Origin of the sequence: Clostridium sp. HBUAS56010 (assembly GCF_007115105.1) — a bacterium.
In the GTDB taxonomy this organism is placed as follows: Bacteria; Bacillota; Clostridia; order Lachnospirales; family Lachnospiraceae; genus Lacrimispora.
In genome coordinates this window covers 59123-77595 of sequence record NZ_SULJ01000009.1, presented here as the reverse complement: position 1 = coordinate 77595, position 18473 = coordinate 59123, and the positions used below count along the sequence as shown (strand labels likewise).

11 protein-coding genes and 1 pseudogene are annotated in these 18473 nt (G+C 38.2%); 11 read left to right on the top strand and 1 reads right to left on the bottom strand.

The genetic code is table 11. The features are described 5' to 3' along the window. Nucleotides 1-9: 9 nt before the first annotated feature. Nucleotides 10-981: a glycosyltransferase family 2 protein gene (locus tag FAY33_RS14070; RefSeq protein ID WP_143321867.1), complete on the top strand. Its 972-nt coding sequence runs from the start codon at nt 10-12 to the stop codon at nt 979-981. A gap of 870 nt (nt 982-1851) precedes the next feature. Here FAY33_RS14070 and FAY33_RS14065 read toward each other — a convergent pair. After that, entirely contained in the window at nt 1852-2178 is a 327-nt protein-coding gene (locus FAY33_RS14065; protein WP_185967643.1) for a transposase, read from the bottom strand. 270 nt (nt 2179-2448) lie between these two features. On the opposite strand from FAY33_RS14065, the gene FAY33_RS14060 reads away from it, so the two are divergent. From FAY33_RS14060 to FAY33_RS14015, 10 genes and pseudogenes are all read left to right on the top strand, one after another. Next, nucleotides 2449-4122 (top strand): DUF6311 domain-containing protein, encoded by a 1674-nt coding sequence (locus FAY33_RS14060; protein ID WP_143321865.1) that lies wholly within the window; start codon nt 2449-2451, stop codon nt 4120-4122. Nucleotides 4123-4299: 177 nt separating this feature from the next. Next, nucleotides 4300-5135, top strand: a pseudogene (locus tag FAY33_RS14055) (nucleotide sugar dehydrogenase); the annotation flags it as partial. A gap of 114 nt (nt 5136-5249) precedes the next feature. Beyond that, nucleotides 5250-6320: a mannose-1-phosphate guanylyltransferase gene (locus FAY33_RS14050; protein WP_143321864.1), complete on the top strand. Its 1071-nt coding sequence runs from the start codon at nt 5250-5252 to the stop codon at nt 6318-6320. Between the two features lie 19 nt (nt 6321-6339). Continuing rightward, the gene (gmd, locus tag FAY33_RS14045; RefSeq protein WP_143321863.1) at nt 6340-7374 is read left to right on the top strand and encodes a GDP-mannose 4,6-dehydratase; all 1035 of its coding nucleotides are present in this window, start codon (nt 6340-6342) and stop codon (nt 7372-7374) included. A 17-nt stretch (nt 7375-7391) separates the two neighbouring features. After that, nucleotides 7392-8336: a GDP-mannose 4,6-dehydratase gene (locus tag FAY33_RS14040; protein WP_143321862.1), complete on the top strand. Its 945-nt coding sequence runs from the start codon at nt 7392-7394 to the stop codon at nt 8334-8336. Between the two features lie 93 nt (nt 8337-8429). Beyond that, complete coding sequence (locus FAY33_RS14035) at nt 8430-10112, top strand: phospho-sugar mutase (protein WP_143321861.1); 1683 nt, start codon at nt 8430-8432, stop codon at nt 10110-10112. Between the two features lie 321 nt (nt 10113-10433). Further along, the gene (locus FAY33_RS14030) at nt 10434-11918 is read left to right on the top strand and encodes a TIGR02677 family protein (RefSeq protein ID WP_143321860.1); all 1485 of its coding nucleotides are present in this window, start codon (nt 10434-10436) and stop codon (nt 11916-11918) included. Then, nucleotides 11915-13078, top strand: coding sequence for a TIGR02678 family protein (locus tag FAY33_RS14025; RefSeq protein ID WP_143321859.1), 1164 nt, complete (start codon nt 11915-11917; stop codon nt 13076-13078). The genes FAY33_RS14030 and FAY33_RS14025 overlap by 4 nt, the downstream gene beginning before the upstream one ends. Next, nucleotides 13065-17162, top strand: a complete 4098-nt coding sequence (locus tag FAY33_RS14020; protein ID WP_143321858.1) for a TIGR02680 family protein — start codon at nt 13065-13067, stop codon at nt 17160-17162. The genes FAY33_RS14025 and FAY33_RS14020 overlap by 14 nt, the downstream gene beginning before the upstream one ends. Further along, entirely contained in the window at nt 17140-18429 is a 1290-nt protein-coding gene (locus FAY33_RS14015; protein ID WP_143321857.1) for a TIGR02679 family protein, read from the top strand. The genes FAY33_RS14020 and FAY33_RS14015 overlap by 23 nt, the downstream gene beginning before the upstream one ends. Nucleotides 18430-18473: the final 44 nt, after the last annotated feature.

Sequence of the window (18473 nt, the reverse complement as noted above, 5' to 3'; positions counted from 1 at the left end):
AGGCAAGTTATGGTCAATAAAATATCTATCGTAGTTTCTGTTTTTAATGAAGAAGAAATGTTAGATAATTTCTATAGAGAAATCAGTAGCATATTAGAATGCTGTAAGTGGGAATACGAGATTGTATTTGTCAACGATGGAAGTAGCGATAGAAGCAGAGAAAAGCTGGCTTTGATAGCGGACAAAAATATGGATATAAAGGTGATTAATTTTTCACGCAATTTTGGGCATGAAGCAGCTATGCTTGCTGGGATTGAATATAGTATTGGGGATGGTATAGTATGTATGGATGCTGATTTGCAACATCCAGTGCAATTGATTCCTGAAATTATTGATAGATTTGAGCAAGGATACGAAGTTATAAGTATGGTTAGAACAAAAAATAAATCAGCAGGTCTAATAAAAAACATAACATCAGAATTATTTTATAAGGTACTAAATATGCTTTCTTCAGTTCAATTTGAAAATAATGCCTCGGATTTTTTTGCCATCAGTAGGAGAGCAGCAAAAGTAATCAAGCTGGAGTATAGAGAAAAAGTAAGGTTTTTGAGAGGATATGTTCAAAGCATTGGCTTCAAAAAGACTGCAATTGAATATGAGGCTAAGGAACGTGCTGCGGGTCATAGCAAGTATAACATTAAAAAATTGATTGCTTTTTCTATTAACGCACTTCTTGGTTTTTCGAATATTCCGCTAAAATCTGCCGGAATGTGCGGTCTTGTATCTGGCGTGGCTGGTTTACTGTTAATGATATATACCATTTACTCTAAGGTGGTACAAGGGACACCTGCTGGCTATGCAACTATTATTATCGTAATATGTTTTATGTTTGCCATTTTGTTTATTCTTATAGGCATAATTGGAGAGTACTTAGGAATTATTTTTATGGAAATAAAAGATAGACCAATATATATTGTTGATAACACTCAAAATATATCAGAGAGTGATACTGATTTAAACATAAAGAGTTTTCCCATCTAGTCAAAGGTTTCTAGTTGATTAAAAAATATGATTAATTCAATTTAGGAAATCAGCCATAAAAAGTCAAGCATAAGTTTGCAAATTTTTTGTATTTATGGTATAAAAAGGTATCTTTAATAGAGTTCATTAGGGTGCTTTTTCGAATCTAACGATATTGGGATTCAGACCTCTTAATCAAAGTTAAATCGAACTTCATCAGTGAGTATCTTCCAGATGGTTCTGGCAAGATTGATGGCAGGCGCACTGTTCTAAAGCAATATAAATAGAATCATGATTCCGAAAAAATGAGAGCTACCTTAATTTGGCAAGGAATTTGTGAAGACCTTGCCTCTACAACGGTGCAAATTATCCTTTTTAATTATTTCTTATTAGAAGCCCAAAAGGTTATGATTTATACTGGGTCTCTTTCAACGAACAGCTAATTCAAAAGCATAAGGAATATTCACGGTGAATTTTATTGATTTTGGCGAGTATCATTACACCATTAATATATCCGATACCTGGAATGGTCAAGATAACAGAAGGGATGAATTTAATGATATCTGCCATCTCAGATTCAATTCTATCAATAACTCAATCTGTACAAAGGAGTGAGTTATATTAATAGAAAGAGCACTGTCACTAGTGCCAACAGACTTCTGTGCGAGAACTCTTTGACTTCTTCTTTGCTGAAGTGATTGTGTGAGAAAACTAAAAGCAAATGAGCAAGATGAGTCATAGGCATAGAAGCAATGTTTTTAGGTGTTGAAGCCTCTTTTAATAAGATTATAGACAGATTTTTGATGCAGCCCAGATTTGAAGACATACTGGGAGTCCGAGAACGCCTGGTCAACATAAGAAGTCAGGTGATTTTTTAACCGTGTCCGCTGCTTATTTGTCTATTGAAGGAAACAGACCAAGAGTTTTTAAATCCATCAGATTCAAGTCATAATAGGAAATAAAGCTGAAGGAATCCTGCATCATTAAAGTTTTAGCAATTATGTATGTGTCGACCATGTCAGTTTTATTTTTGCAAGTATTATTCTTTCGCATCGAAGACGTCTTAATAGGGTTCAACACACACACTTTGAAACAGCTGACAACAATGTAGTCGCCATAGTATGCCATTGATTCAAGACCGATGAGTATTTCGTCATCAAAAGATATGGCTGAGGCAAAATGGTTGAGTTTAGCAATATCAATCCAAATATAATTCATAAGGTTGTCCCTCCCTTTCATAAAGTCTGATACTGTGATATCCGCGAACGATTATCATCCTAGACTTGATTGAAATAAGTATTCAGGATCAAAGCTCGGGCACAACCAGCTGATAAACAATTCAGATAAAGATAGAGGCAATCACTCCAGTCAAGTAGTCAAGCTACAGGGAAAAACCAAAAATCCACAGTATCGGAATGTATTATAACTATAATTAAAAAAAGAAGGAAGATATGGTGTTTTGCTTCTATAAACATCATACAAGTGAATATGAAAAATAATTTAGATAATATGGGATATAATCATTATTTATGGCTCATGTTAGGAGGAGCTTTTATAGGTGCAATATCTTACCTATTGATTTACGGAATTACAATTTTGAATGTAACTAATGATAATTGGTTGTTTTCAGGAGAAGATATTTCACAACATTATTTTGGATGGTTATATTATAGAAAGTCTGATTGGAAATTTCCAATTGGAATGATGGACGGCTTGGTTGATTTGGATATCAGTGTGATTTTTATGGATTCCATTCCGTTACTGGCCCTTTTATTTAAAATTTTTAGAAATTTATTACCCAATAATTTTCAGTATTTTGGGATTTGGGGTATTTTTTCTTTCACAATGATGGGGGGACTGGCTTCAGTTTTACTATATAAATTTACTAAGAATAAATTATATTGTTGGATTGGTAGTATTTTTTTTGTACTATCTCCTTATGTGGTTCAAAGAATGTATATTCATACATCACTGGGGGGGCAATGGATTATTATTTTGGCAATGCTTATATGGGTCTATAATTTTGGAGACAATATATTGAATGTAAAGATATTGGCTTGGACGGGTACACTTTGTGTAGCAGCGCTAACGCATTTATATTTTGTGCCGATGACCTGTGTGTTCTGCTTTATCGATGCTGTTCGATATGTTGTAAATAAAAAAAATATATTCAATGGCTGTCTGATTGTAGGCGTTCCAATTTGTTTTGCTCTAATTGAGTTGTATGTTATGGGAGGGTTTAGCGGAACAGGGGATTATCATGTATGGGGATTAGGGTACTACAGTGCCAATATAAACTCCTTGTTTAACCCAATGAATATATCGCTTCTTTTCCCAACACTTCCCGCGGGAGAAGGTCAAGGTGAGGGACTTGGATATCTGGGAACAGGTATGATATTATTGGTGGTAATTAATATACTGCTGGCATTAAAAAATAGAGAACGTGTATTCCTCTTTTCCAAGCATCACAAGATATTTATTGTATGTTCAGGTGTGATATGCTTTGTGTTTTGTGTACTGGCATTTAGTCCAACTATTACATTTGGTGATCACATTTTATTTGTCATTAAATGGCCTCAGCTTATAATGAAAGTTTTAGGGATTTTCAGAGCCTCAGGTCGATTTATCTGGGTAGTTTCTTATATGATTTTTTTACTTCTGATCTTTGGTCTCGTTAGAATGAGTAAAAGCAGAGTGGCGGTTGTAATTCTTACAATTATATGTTGCGTACAGATAATAGATATGAGCCCATTGATACAAGAACGGCATGCTATGTTTTCTGGAATGGAAAAGAACCAGGAAACATTAGATACTGATTCATGGAATTTGATTTTTGAGGGTAAGAAAAAGCTGGTATTTGTTCCTTGGGATACAGTATATTCTAATTCGAAGATGACATATGCCTTGGGTCGATATGCCTACATAAACAATATTCAGTTTAATTCCTTTTATGTGTCTAGGCCAGATTCCGATAGAATGACATCATTAACTAATAGTTATATTGAAGCAATAAATCAGGGAAATGCAAATCATTATGTATTTGTTTTTTATGATAAGAATACATTGCTGGATGATACTTACAAACTATTTTATTACAACATTGATGGTATAATTGTTGGAGTAACAGAAAGAGTCGATAAACTGAATAAACTAAAAATGTAACTTTAGATAAGAGCCCTTTTTAGAGATAAAAAGTAGAAAAATTAAAGAGGAGTATAGAAGGGGTGTAATTAATAATGGTAAATAAAAAGACAACAAAGGAATGGGTATTTAGTGCAATAATAATGTTTATTATATTTGAATTAAAGATTTTTATTAGCTTTCATATATTCAACAAAGGCTTTGATTATAATAAAATCAACGGTTCCTGTAGGCTATATCAAGGAACTTAGGAAACGTTATTTTAGTGATCATATAATTTTTTCTCCGGAATTTTTACGAGAAGGAAAAGCTCTTTATGACAATCTCTATCCATCCAGAATTGCAATCGGAGATAACTCAAAGAGTGCCCGAGAATTTGCAGCTTTGCTAAAGCAGGGAGCGAAGAAGAAGGATATTCCTACATTATTTACAAGTTCAACAGAGGCAGAAGCTATAAGGCTTTTTGCAAATACATATTTAGTGATGCGAGTAGAATTTTTTAATGAGTTGGATACTTATGCAGAAGTTAGGCGGCTGGATACAAGGCGTATTATAAAAGGAATATCCTTAGATCCCAGAATTGGGAATTTTTATAATAATCCGTCTTTTGGGTATGGTGGTTATTGTTTGCCAAAAGATACAAAACAGCTTCTGGCTAATTATTTAGAAGTACCTAATAATATTATAGGAGCAATTGTTGATGCAAACCGTACAAGAAAGGATTTTATTGCGGAGCAGGTGTTAGCTCAAAACCCGGAGGTGGTAGGAGTTTTTCGTCTGACACTGAAATATGAGTCTGATAATTTCAGGCAATCTTCCATACAGGGGTAATGAAGCGAATTAAGGCGAAAGGAATCAAAATGGTGATTTTTGAGCCGGCTATGAAAGAAGCTGATTTTTTCAAATCTGAAGTGATAAGTGATTTGGCCGAGTTTAAAAAAATTTCGGATATTATTATAGCAAATCGTTGGAATGAAGAATTATATGATGTTAAAGAAAAGGTGTATACCAGGGATATGTATGGAAGAGACTAAGCCGAAAAGAAGTGTATCAATTTTATCTGTTCTTTAAGAAAATTATAATTTGCTTTTGGTATAAGCATATAGTACTATATTTTTATAGATTATTCATAGAAGGAGAAATCTTACATGAACACAACAGCACTTATAATGGCTGGCGGTCGAGGAGAACGTTTTTGGCCTAAAAGTCGTAAAAATATGCCAAAACAGTTTTTATCTCTGACAGATGACGGAAAAACAATGATCCAGTTAACTGTCGAAAGGATATCCTCATTGGTAAACCTGGAAGATGTATACGTTTCTACTAACAAAGATTATAAAGATTTGGTTTTAAAACAACTTCCTGGACTCCCGGCACAAAACGTCCTTTGTGAACCAGTGGGACGAAACACGGCTCCATGCATCGGGCTTGGGGCCATGCATATAGCACAAAAGTATAACGATGCTATGATGTTTGTATTTCCGTCAGATCATTTAATTAAATTCAATAAAATGTTTATCCGGACATTGCAAGATGCCAGTAATGTAGCTGAAAAGGATGATAATTTGGTTACAATTGGTATTGCTCCAGACTACCCAGAGACAGGATATGGATATATTAAATTTGATCCGCAGGTCACTGAGGGACGATCATATAAAGTGGATCGGTTTGTAGAAAAACCGAGTTTGGAAGTGGCAAAAGAGTATTTGTCTTCAGAAGAATATCTGTGGAACAGTGGTATGTTTATATGGAAAGTATCCTCTATATTAAAAAATATGGAAAAGTACATGCCAGATACCTACAGTGCTCTGAAAAGAATTCAGGCAGTTATAGGAACAGAGACGGAAGAGACCGTTTTGGAAAAAGAATTTCATGCAATTCAATCCCAATCCATTGATTATGGTATTATGGAAAAAGCAGAGAATATCTATATTCTTCCAGGAACATTTGGCTGGGATGATGTGGGATCATGGCTTGCGGTGGAGCGAATAAAAAAGACCAATGAGTTTGGTAATGTGGTAAATGGAAATATTATTACAGTAAATACTCACAACTGTATTATTCAGGGTGAAAATAAGCTGATAGCGACTGTGGGTTTGGAGGACATGATTGTAGTAGATACGGAAGATGCTACATTAATTTGTGCCAAAGATCATGCAAGTGATATAAAAAAGATTCTTGAGAATCTGAAAATCTGTAACAGGGAAGAATATGTATAAACACTAAGGAGATAAAGCTATGAAAAAAGCATTAATTACAGGTGTAACAGGACAGGACGGTTCTTATTTATCAGAATTGTTATTAGAAAAAGGCTATGAAGTTTTCGGTCTTATGAGAAGAAAAAGTGTTGTTGATTATGGAAATGTAGAACATATTAAAGACAAGATTCATTTCATTTATGCAGATATGACAGATATTGCTTCTTTGATTAATGCCATGAAAATTTCACAGGCAGATGAGGTTTATAATCTGGCTGCTCAATCTTTTGTAGGAACCAGTTGGGAACAGCCTCTAGCAACGGCAGATATTGATGCTCTTGGTGTGACAAACATGCTGGAGGCGATTCGGACCATAAAACCGGAAGCACGTTTTTATCAGGCATCTACTAGTGAGATGTTTGGTAAGGTCCAGGAGATGCCTCAGACAGAGAAAACTCCTTTTTATCCTAGAAGCCCATATGGTGTTGCAAAAGTATATGGTCATTGGATTACTAAAAATTATCGTGAAAGTTATGATATGTATGCATGCAGCGGTATTTTATTTAATCACGAGAGTGAACGTCGTGGTCTTGAATTTGTTACCAGAAAAATAACCGATGCGGTTGCAAGAATTAAATTGGGAGTACAAGATTGTCTGGAACTTGGAAGCATGGATGCAAAACGTGACTGGGGACATTCTAAAGATTATGTAAAAGCAATGTGGCTTATGTTACAGCAGAATCAGGCAGATGATTATGTGATTGCAACCAATGAGACCAGAACGGTACGTGAATTTGTTGAAACAGCTTTTTCCCATGTTGATATTGAGATAGAATGGCAGGGAACCGGTGTTGACGAGATTGGTATTAATAAGGAATCTGGAAAGACTGTCGTGAAAGTGAATCCTAGATTTTTCCGTCCGGCCGAAGTTGAGGTCCTGTTAGGAAATCCGGAGAAAGCGGAAAAAGAGTTAGGTTGGAAAAGAGAGGTATCTTTCTCTGAATTAGTCAAGAGGATGATAAATAATGATATGAAATTGGTTGAAAAAGAAATTAAGATTGCAAATATAAAGTAAATACAGAGGAGAGTACTATGAAGAAGGCATTAATTATAGGTGCGGCAGGCTTCGTAGGAAACTATTTAATAGACCATATACAGAAAAACTGCATATGGTCTATTACAGTTACGAAGATGAAGCATGAGGAAATTGATAACAGTGAGATAGAGATTCGGGATCTGAATATTTTGAATTACGAAGAGGTGGAAGCTTTAATTACAGAAGTTAGACCAGATTATATTTTTCATCTGGCGGCACAAAGCTCTGTTGCGTTATCCTGGGAAAAACCAGGGCTGACAGTGGATGTAAATATTAAAGGAGTTCTGAATGTCCTCGATTGTATAAGAAAACTGGACTATAAACCATCAATCCTTCTTATTGGATCGGGAGAGGAATATGGACATGTGAAAAATGGTGAAATCCCAATTGGTGAGGATAATACATTAAGACCAGGAAATATTTATGCAGTAACAAAGGCTTGCCAGAATATGATAGGCAGTATTTATGCAAAGGCATATGCAATGAATGTTATGATGGTTAGGGCGTTTAATCATATTGGTCCGAATCAAATTCCGGTATTTGTAGTACCAGATTTCTGCAAACAAATAGTGGAAATTGAGAAAGGAATTCGTGATCCGATTCTTAGGGTTGGAAATTTGGAGGCCCAAAGGGATTTTACTGATGTTAGAGATGTCGTCAGAGCATATGTATTGCTTATTGAAAAAGGAACACCAGGAGAAGTCTATAACATTGGATCTGGACAGTCTGTATCCATTAGAGACATTCTAAATAAAATAATCTCTCTTTCTAAGGTTTCTGTCTCTGTAGAGATAGATCCTGATAAGCTCCGCCCGATTGATGTCCCAATAATAGAAGCTGACATAACAAAGCTTGAAGATTGCACTGGCTGGTCTCCCAATATTGCGTTAGATACAACATTAATAGAAACGTTACAATATTGGAGGAAAAATTTGAATTAGTAAATATGAATTTTTTAAATATGTAAGTATTAATCTATTGGTTTACAAGACTGGTTTTGTTACATTACGGAAAAGGAGAATTTACAAAATAACATGGAAGAAAAGATAAATAGAAAATGGAATCAATGGAGAAATCATAAATTAGCGGATGTTGATTTGATGAAAGAGCTGGATAGTATCGAACAGAATGAAAGCGAAATCTTTGATTGTTTTTACAGAGAACTTGAATTTGGCACCGGAGGTTTAAGAGGAATTATTGGTGTGGGTACGAATCGCATGAATATTTATACTGTAGCAAAAGCCACCCAGGGGTATAGCAATTATTTAAAAAAGCAGATGGATTCTCCTTCTGTAGCGATTGCTTATGATAGTCGGATAAAGTCTGATGTATTTGCGAAAAAGGCAGCAGAAGTATTTGCAGCAAATGGAATACATGTATATATATATCAGGAGCTTATGCCAACACCTTCTTTATCGTTTGCTGTTAGATATTTAAAATGTGCGGGAGGAATTGTAATTACTGCCAGTCATAATCCATCAAAATATAACGGTTATAAAGTATACGGGAGTGATGGGTGTCAGATTACTACGGAAGCAGCTTCCTCTATTTTGAGTGAAATAGAAAAGTTGGATATCTTTAATGATGTTAACAGTATTACTTTCGAGGAGGCTCTGTTAAATGGAATGATATCTTATATTGAAGAAGAAGTAGTAGTAGCATTTTTAGATGCAGTTTCCGGACAAGCATTGTGTGGGGAAGAAATAAACAAGGGTGTATCCATTGTCTACACACCGCTAAATGGTTCGGGATTAAAGTGCGTGACGAGAGTATTAAAAGAAAATGGTTTTACAAATATAGCGGTAGTTCCAGAACAGGAAAATCCAGATGGGAATTTTCCGACCTGTCCTTATCCCAATCCTGAAATGAAAGAAGCCTTGGAGCTGGGATTAAGGGAAGCAAAGAAATTGGGAAGTGATTTATTACTTGCTACAGACCCTGATTGTGATCGGGTGGGTATAGCCGTACTTAATAAGGGAGAGTATGTACTTTTAAGTGGTAACGAGGTAGGCATGCTTCTTTTGGATTATATCTGCAAGCGCAGGATTGCAACTGGAAAAATGCCCGAAGATCCTGTACTGGTGAAAACCATTGTTACTATTGATATGGCAGGTAAAATTGCCCAGGATTATGGAGTGAGGGTAATTGATGTACTGACAGGCTTTAAGTTTATTGGAGAGCAGATAGGTCGTTTGGAAGCAAATGGCCAAGAAGAAAGTTTTATCTTGGGGTTTGAGGAAAGCTATGGTTATTTAACTGGCGGATATGTACGTGATAAAGATGCAGTAGTTGGCTCTTTAATGATATGCGAAATGTTTGCTTATTATAAAACTCAAGGGCTTAGTCTGATAGATGTGTTAACTGGTTTATATAAAAAGTACGGTTATTGTTTAAATACGTTACACAGTTATACTTTTGAAGGTGCAGAAGGGTTTCAGAAAATGCAGGCAATTATGCATAAATTAAGACAATCTCCATTGGAGAAAATAGGAACAAGAACTGTTATTGAAGTAAAAGATTATCAGTGTGGTATTAATAATCTTCCTAAATCTGATGTGTTAAAGTATTTGTTAGAGGGAGATGCTTCTGTTGTTATAAGACCGTCTGGAACAGAACCCAAAATGAAATTATATCTTTCCGTTAGTGCAGAGAATCGGGAGGATGCTGAGAGATTAGAGAATATTATGGAGCAAGATTTCAAACAGATATTTGATTAGAGGGTTAAAAAATTATTAATAATCACAATATATATAGTCAGTTAGGGGACAGCAGTTATTGCTGATTTTGCACAATGTCATTCATCTGTTCTGGCACAGTGTCACCGAACAGGCTATTTGCCTGACATTGAAATTGTTCAGATGGAAACCAGCTCTCAGCCAGAAGTGCACTGTTTTTTTGAAACGGTTGCACTTTTACACCGTAATACTCATAGAAATCAAACTAATTTATGTGGTCAACAAGAACTGTTAATTTAATATTGAAATTTCATAAATACTCCATTATAATCATATTATAAAAGTCCGGTAAGGAGTATTATAATGCAATTAACAGATAAATTACTTAAGCCAATCAAAGAAACTTCATATCTAACAGCGGAGAATGCCAGACGGTATCGTGTCATTCTTCGCTTTTTTTATATGCAATATGAAAAAATTAAATACTGGATGGAACAGGATGAGGTCCATCGGGAATTATGTACTCATGATGAATTTGCAGACTACACCATGGAGCAGTGCCGACAGGATATGGATGCTTTGGTGAACTGGGGAAATCTGCTGACCATGCAGGATACAAAAAGAGTAACTTCCATTGAGGCATTTAAGAGCCGCCAGTACAGATATCAGCTTTCAGAATATACCGTTGAGATCGAGCGTATGACAATTCGGCTGGAAAAGCTGTTTGTAGAAGGAGCTTCATTGGAACCTACCCTTCTTGAGAAGATCAGACGGGAGTTGGAAAAATTAAACGGAATAGCAGATAAACCGGCGCTGACGGTATATAGCTGGTGGAATGATCTGAATAATGATTTCATCAGGCTAAATCAAAATTACCAGGATTATATGAGAGATTTAAACAGTGCCAAAGCGGAAGAACTGATGAAGACTGCTGAGTTTATTCTGTATAAAGACAAGCTGATTGATTACCTGCGGTCCTTTGTTAAGGGGCTGCAGCTCAATGTTGGAATTATAGAAGGCATAATAAGACGGGTTACAGAGGAGGAGTTGGAGCAGATTATTTTAAAAGTGGTGGAATATGAGATGTCGATACCAAGGCTTGATCTGGAATTAAACTTTGAGGAGCTTTATGAAAAGGGGAGAGGGCGCTTTCAGAGCATGAAAGAGTGGTTTGCAGAAAGTGCAGGGGTACCAAGTGAAGCTTCCAGGCTCTTTGATATGACAAATGAAAGCATCCGAAAGATTACCAGGTATGCCACTCAGATCAGCGAACAATTTACCAGCGGTGCCAATCGAAAAGAAGAATACCGTAAGCTGTGTGAGACATTTCTTGCCTGCTCAGATTTGAGACAGGCCCATTGCCTGTCTGCAGTGGTATTTGGTGTGGAAAGACCTATGCACTTAAAAGGAGAGCTGGCGCGCACAACAGACAGTATTAATGCAGGCGTCTATGAGGAACCTCCCTGTGTAATAGAAGTTACTCCAAGAATAAGAGCTTACAGAGAGAAAACGGAACGCAGTATAATAAGGGAATTTGGGGAAGAAAAGGAGAAAGCCAGGAGAGAAGCCATTGCACTGCAGAAACAGGAGCAGCTGATGATGGAGGGATTCCTAGATCATGGTGCTATTGACTTTGCTAAATTACCAGTCCTTAAAAAAAGTGCAAGGAGTACTCTTCTTAGATGGCTTGCCAGAGCATTAGAGGGAAATGGGGCAGGCAAGACGGAAGATGGAAGAGTTTACAGGGTGGTAAACCCTGATACAAAAGAGAGATGCTTTGTGGAATGTGAGGATGGGATCTTTGAAATGCCGTCCTTTGTGCTTCAGTTTGAGGAGGCTGACACATGAATATATTGGAAGAGTTGATGAATGAACGCTGGATATCAAAATTTAGGGACAGAGATCTTTATTATAGAGCGAAGGATCAGATTGGAACCATCAAAACGTTTCTGGTGGAAAAGCTGGGATACCGTATTATCAGCAACAGCAGTCTTGTAAAGCTTGAGAAAGTTCCGGGAGAAGCGCTTCCCTGGATGGGGATACAGGAATTTAAGGATCCGTCGGATTATGCTCTATTTTGTGTAATACTTATGTTCCTGGAAGATAAAGAGGCGGAGGAGCAGTTTGTATTGTCACAGCTGACGGAGTATATTGCTGCAAGCTATCCGCAGGGACAGATGGCATGGACGGTCTATGCAAATCGTCAGAAACTTGTCAGAGTGATGAAGTACTGTATAAAAAATGATTTGTTTCTGGTTAATGACGGTAGCGGGGAAAGCTTTATCACAAGCATTGATGCCGAGGCTCTATATGAGAATACCGGGTTATCAAAATATTTTGCTAGAACCTTTACAAAGGATATTGGCAGCTATCATACCGTAGCAGATTTTTTCCAGAGTGAATGGCTTGATATGAATGAAGAACGAGGTGTGATACGCAGGCAGAGAGTCTATAGAAAGCTTTTGCTTTCCATTGGCATGTATCGGGAAAAGGAGCAGGACGAGGATTTTAATTATGTGAAGAATTACAGAAGCGTAATTGAAAATGATATGGAGGAGCTTCTTGATGCCTCGCTTCAGGTTTATAAATCAAGTGCGTATCTGGTTCTTGGTGAGAACGGAGACCTTGGGAAGGTTTTTCCAGCAAGGAACAGCTTGTCAGATGCAGTTTTACTGTTTCATGGAGAAATAAAAAGGCGCGAAGAGGTAGGAGAGCTACAGCTTGAATTAAACGAACGAATTATTGTTCCTGTAATAAAATTAAGAGAAATCATTCTGGAAACAAAGCGGAAATATGGAGAAGGATTTTCAAAGATTCTAAGAGAAATGCCGGATATGGAATTTGTACAGCAGCTGACTGATGAGTTGGAATCTCTGGACTTTTTAAGGATTGATGATGTAACAGAGGAAGCTGAAGTCATGCCCGTTGCAGGAAAAATAATGGGGCGATATCCAAAACGTTATCTGGAGCAAAAAAAAGAAGCGGAGGGTGAATATGCAGACCAGTAAATGGGTGATTAACCGAATTGGACTAATAGATTTCTGGTATTATGACGATGAAGAGTTTCACTTTAGGGATGGAAGACTGCTTCTTAGAGGAGCAAACGGATCGGGAAAGTCTGTTACCATGCAGAGCTTTATCCCCCTGCTTTTGGATGGCAATAAAGCGGCAGAACGTCTGGACCCATTTGGGACAAGAGCGAGAAAGCTTGAGAATTACCTTCTTGAGGAGAATGACGGAAGAGAGGAACGTACCGGTTATCTTTATATGGAATTTAAGCGAAAGGATAGTGATGCTTATATCACGATTGGAATTGGCCTTTGCGCAAAGAAAAATAAGAAGCTGGATTCCTGGCATTTTGTTATACGGGATGGACGACGGGTTGGACGTGATTTTTTTCTATACAGAGAATTAAAAAATAAAATCACACTCAGTAAAATTGAATTGATAAACCGGTTGGGAGAAGGCGGACAGGTAGTAGAAGGACAGAATGATTATATGAAACTGGTCAATGACACTCTGTTCGGCTATGAAAACGTGGAGGAATATAAGGAACTGGTTGATTTACTCATACAGCTCCGTACGCCCAAGTTGTCCAAGGACTTTAAACCCACTGTATTAAATGAGATTTTAAGCAGTGCCCTTCCCCCTCTTTCTGATGAAGACCTCCGCCCCATGTCGGAAGCAATAGAAAATATGGACAATTTAAAGACCAGGCTAGGAGAACTTGAAAACAGTAAAAAAGCGGCGGACAGAATCAACGAGGTCTATCAGCAGTATAATAATGCCTTGCTGTATGAGAAAGCGGACCGTTACAAAAAAGCACATCGCCAGTATAAAGAAAACGGGAATGAATATGTTCGTACCCAAAAGGAACTGGAGGAGTGTGACAACCTTCACAAGGAAGAAATTGACAAAGAAGAAAAACTGAAGATTGAAGAGAAGATCTTGCAGCAGAAAAAGGAGACGCTCGATAAAAGCGATATTTCCCGGCTTATGGAGCAGAAGCTGGAGGCAGAGCAGAGGCTTGCGGTGGCGAGCAAGGATTATGAAGAAAAAGAAAAGAGCCTGTCTGAGAAAAAGGAGAAAGAAACAGAGCTTTATCACGCCTTGAAAGAGCAGACTGGAAGTCTGGATACGCACAAAGCAGATATTTCACAAAAGCTCGAAGAGATGGAACAGGGACTGGAGGTATTATCCTTTGATGAGCATGGATTTATGGCAGATGAACTTGAAAAAGGTCTGGGAGAACCTTATTCCTTTCGTACTCTTAGGGAGCAGATGGGAAAGATTCGATGTGACATAGATCTTGGAATAGATATATTGGAAAAGAGGCAAAAGGTTGAGGACAAGCAGGAGGAACTTTTGGTCCAGCTCGAAAAATGCCATCAGGAAAAGGATAAATATGAGCTTATAAAAAAGAATCAGGAGGAGCAATGCCGTCAAGCCAAAAGTGAGTGGGAAGAGGCATTTTACCGGTGGAGCAGGAACAATACCGTATTGTGCTGTTCAGAAGAGGAGGAGCAGTATTATACCAGCTGTGTCCGGTCATATGATAAGAATACTGATCCCTTAGAGACCAGAGAAATGCTTCGCAAACAGAAGGATATGGTTCTTGCCATATTGCAGAGAAAAGGTATTGAACTGGATCATCGATGCAGGCTGCAGGAAGAAGAGTATAAGAAAAAAGAGCGTGAGCTGGAGGAGTGGAAAACCAGAAAAGATCCGGAACCGGAAAAAGAAGAAGGTGTTATTGCCAACCGTATGTGGCTTGAGAAAAATCACATTCCTTATTATCCGTTTTATAAAATGGTGGAATTTGCACAGGATCTTGAGCCGGATAAAAGAAACCGTCTGGAAGAGGCCTTATACTGTATGGGTCTCCTTGATGCAGTGATTGTTCCGACGAATTATGAGGAGAAGGTTCTTTCGCCCCGAAATGGGATGAAGGACACTTATATATTTGGAGATGCAGCTAAAGTAGAAAAAAGTATATCAAAGCTTTTAGAAGTTTCTGATGAGATTGATGACATTATATTTCATCAGGAGCTGGCATCTGTGCTGGAAGCTGTAACATCAGGTGAAGAGGGACAGACCTGGATTGATGGAGAAGGGCGGTTCGGTCTTGGACTTTTAACGGGAACCATTTCTTATGATTATAAGGCCAGATATATTGGTGCAGGAACCAGAGAACATTATCGTCTGGACAAGGTTGCCCAGCTGGAGGCGGAAGTGAACCAGTATGCTTCCATACTGGCTGAGACAAAGAAAATGCTGGAAGAGAATAATAAAGCTATCCAAAAGCTCAATGAAGAATATAGTAATTATCCCAGAGAAGGGGAGGTTATGGAATGGGTAAAAGTTCTTTCTGAGACGGAAGAAAGAATAGAAAAACTTCAAAAAGAGAGTGAGGAGAAAAAAGCACTCGTTTCTAAACTTCAAAAAGAATTGCAGGAGATAGGAATTGCTGTTGTTGAAAATAGCAAAAAACTGTATCTCAAAGGTGATATTTCCATTTATAAGAATGCCAAATCTGAGGCTTCCTCTTATTATGATGAAATAGGAAGTTTGGAACTTCTCCATCAGTCTTATCTCCATGCACTGGAAAATGTCTGTGTTCTGGAGGAGCGTCTGGAGGAACTGACAGCTCTCCTTGATGAAATCCGTTATGATATGAATCGGCAGAAGCGTCTGACGGAAGAATTAAAAGGTGCGGTTTCTGCTTATGAAGAGCAGTTGAAAGCAAAAGATTATGAGGCTGTCAGGGAACAGCTGGAGTCCTGTATTCAGAGACTGAGTGAGATTCCAGAAGAGTTAAAGAACTGCTATCTCCAGCAAAGCGGCTATGAAAAGGACTACAAATATATGGAAGAGAAGCTGATTGCCATACAGGTGCAAAAAGAAAACAGTCAGAGGGATCTGCTTCTTTTGGAAAAAGGTCTTTTGGATGAAAGAGATTTTGGAGTACCTGCATGTGTTAAGGAAGTATCCTGGGAGAGCGTAGCAGACGCAGCTTCTAAGATCTGTCAGCTTCTTTCTGCAAATGCAAGAGGAAGCAATGAGTTAAGCAGCCTCCTTCAGCAGAAGTTTTATGAAAATTTAAGCGAACTTGTGGATTTTAATCTTACAGTCAGACAGGTATTTGGAAATGAAGAATACAGCAGCTTTGAAAAAGGTACTGTGGAGCCTGATTTCAAGAGGCTTGCTATTTACGCAAAATATAAGGGAAAAGAAGTGTCCTATGATGTTTTGCTGAAGGGGATTACTGGTGATGTTGAAATTCAGAAAAATCTCGTAAAAGAGAGTGACCGTGCATTATTTGAGGATGTCCTTGCCAATACCGTCAGCAAGAAGATTCGGCATAAAATTTATAAAAGTGAAGGCTGGGTAGAAAAAATGAACGGGCTAATGGGTAGCATGAACACCTCCAGCGGACTTAAATTAAATCTGGTATGGAAAAAGAAAAGGGCTGAGGAGGAAGGGCAGCTTGACACAAAGGAGCTGGTTGAACTTCTGAAAAGAGATGCAGGTCTCATGCGGGAGGAAGAGTTAGAGCAGTTGTCCCTTCATTTTCAGACAAAGGTGCAAGAGGCCAGGCGCATGATGGAAGATACCGGAAGTTTAAGAAGCTTTCATGGAGTTATGAAAGAGGTTCTTGATTATCGGAAGTGGTTTGAATTCCAGCTTTTTTATCAAAAAACAGGAGAAAATCGCAGGGAGCTGACCAATAATGCATTTTTCACCTTCAGCGGCGGAGAGAAGGCAATGTCCATGTATGTACCTCTGTTTTCCGCAGTGGTTGCAAAATATGACGGAGCCCGTCCGGATGCTCCAAGACTGGTTTCCCTTGATGAAGCTTTTGCAGGAGTGGATGAACAAAATATCAGCGACATGTTCCGTTTGATGGTAGATATGGAGTTTGAGTTTATTATCAATTCCCAGATTTTATGGGGAGACTGTGAAACTGTGCCGGAACTGGCTGTTTATCAACTTCTGAGAAAGGAAAATGCAAAGTTTGTGACGGTATTGCCATACATTTGGAATGGAAAGGTAAAAAGGCTTGTAGAAAATGGAGAAATGGAACGAGAATGAGACACTTTTGCAGGCAGCGGAGTATTTTAAAAAACCAGAATTTCAGCGTTTGTTTACCGGGCTGCAGGAGCGTTATGCAGTACTGTCCCGATTGGGAGGCAGTATTTCTCTCAATAATCTTACCAAAGAAGAGGCGGAAGCTTTGGAGGGTTTCCTTTCCGTGCAGGTTGCAGAAAAAGGGAAAATCACCATAACGGTACCAAAGCTGAGAAAGGCACTGAAAAACACTCGTTACGGTAAATGGGAGCTGGAGGAGATTCTGCCTTTGGTGGCGGAACGACCATTGGTATCTCATAAAGAACAGAGAGTAAAAAAAGAACAGGATCGGGAATGTTTTTTCAATGAAATATCCTGTGGCTTTGAAGGAACGCAGGCTGGTATCTGGTTTCAAAGCTCGTTGTCAGAAGACAGATACTTCTCCGCATGGTTAAGAAAGGATTATCATTCGGAAAAAGAATGGCTTGAAAAGAATCTGCCGCTGATTTTTGGTGCCTTAAATACGCTTCCGGTTTTTAAAGGAGAATACGTCCGTCTTCCGGTATTTGCTGCTTCTGCCACTGGAAATCCTCATTATTTTGATGAGGGAAGGAAAGCACTGAAATATCTCCTTCATGGAATCCGGTTTTTGTTTAAAACTGGAAAGTCAGAAGATCATACTGCGGAGTCAAAGGCAGTTCTTTTGTATCAGGCGGGTATTATGAAGGAAGATCTTTACAATTGGGTACTTTGCTATGGTATCAGAGGATATGTTTCTCTTGAGAAGCATCACGATGGTATGGAGGAATACTTAAGGAGGGGGGAGGCGCAGGTTCTTACGCTGCAGAACTTAAGCATTCTGCATTCTGCTGATACGGCGGAAAAGAAGGTCTATGTGGTGGAAAATCCTTCTGTATTTGCGTGGATTACGGAAAAGAAGGGAAAGGAATGTGCATGTATCTGCTCTGGAGGTCAGCTTCGTCTTTCTGTACTCGTTCTTTTGGATTTACTTGTAAAAGGCGGTACAGATATTTATTATTCCGGGGATTTTGATCCGGAAGGCCTGCTGATTGCACAGAGGCTGGTTTACCGATATAAAAGCAGACTTAAATTATGGTGCTTTCAGCCGGACATATATCACAGAGCCATGTCTTCCGAAGTGATCAGCGCCAAACGGCTAAGGCAGCTTGAAAAGCTTACGGATGAAAGACTGGTCTTACTTGCAGGTCTGCTCTTGGAATTCAAGCACCCTGGATATCAGGAAAATGTAATGGATTGCTTTATAATATGAACGATCTTATTTCCAGAATGTTAAAAAAGTAGGCAATATGCCTT

Excerpts from the sequence above, each read along its gene's own strand:
- FAY33_RS14015 (WP_143321857.1), top strand. The coding sequence starts at position 17,140 with ATGGAGAAATGGAACGAGAATGAGACACTTTTGCAGGCAGCGGAGTAT.
- FAY33_RS14030 (WP_143321860.1), top strand. The coding sequence starts at position 10,434 with ATGCAATTAACAGATAAATTACTTAAGCCAATCAAAGAAACTTCATAT.
- FAY33_RS14040 (WP_143321862.1), top strand. The coding sequence starts at position 7,392 with ATGAAGAAGGCATTAATTATAGGTGCGGCAGGCTTCGTAGGAAACTAT.
- FAY33_RS14025 (WP_143321859.1), top strand. The coding sequence starts at position 11,915 with ATGAATATATTGGAAGAGTTGATGAATGAACGCTGGATATCAAAATTT.
- FAY33_RS14050 (WP_143321864.1), top strand. The coding sequence starts at position 5,250 with ATGAACACAACAGCACTTATAATGGCTGGCGGTCGAGGAGAACGTTTT.
- gmd (WP_143321863.1), top strand. The coding sequence starts at position 6,340 with ATGAAAAAAGCATTAATTACAGGTGTAACAGGACAGGACGGTTCTTAT.
- FAY33_RS14060 (WP_143321865.1), top strand. The coding sequence starts at position 2,449 with ATGAAAAATAATTTAGATAATATGGGATATAATCATTATTTATGGCTC.
- FAY33_RS14065 (WP_185967643.1), bottom strand. The coding sequence starts at position 2,178 with ATGAATTATATTTGGATTGATATTGCTAAACTCAACCATTTTGCCTCA.
- FAY33_RS14035 (WP_143321861.1), top strand. The coding sequence starts at position 8,430 with ATGGAAGAAAAGATAAATAGAAAATGGAATCAATGGAGAAATCATAAA.
- FAY33_RS14020 (WP_143321858.1), top strand. The coding sequence starts at position 13,065 with ATGCAGACCAGTAAATGGGTGATTAACCGAATTGGACTAATAGATTTC.
- FAY33_RS14070 (WP_143321867.1), top strand. The coding sequence starts at position 10 with ATGGTCAATAAAATATCTATCGTAGTTTCTGTTTTTAATGAAGAAGAA.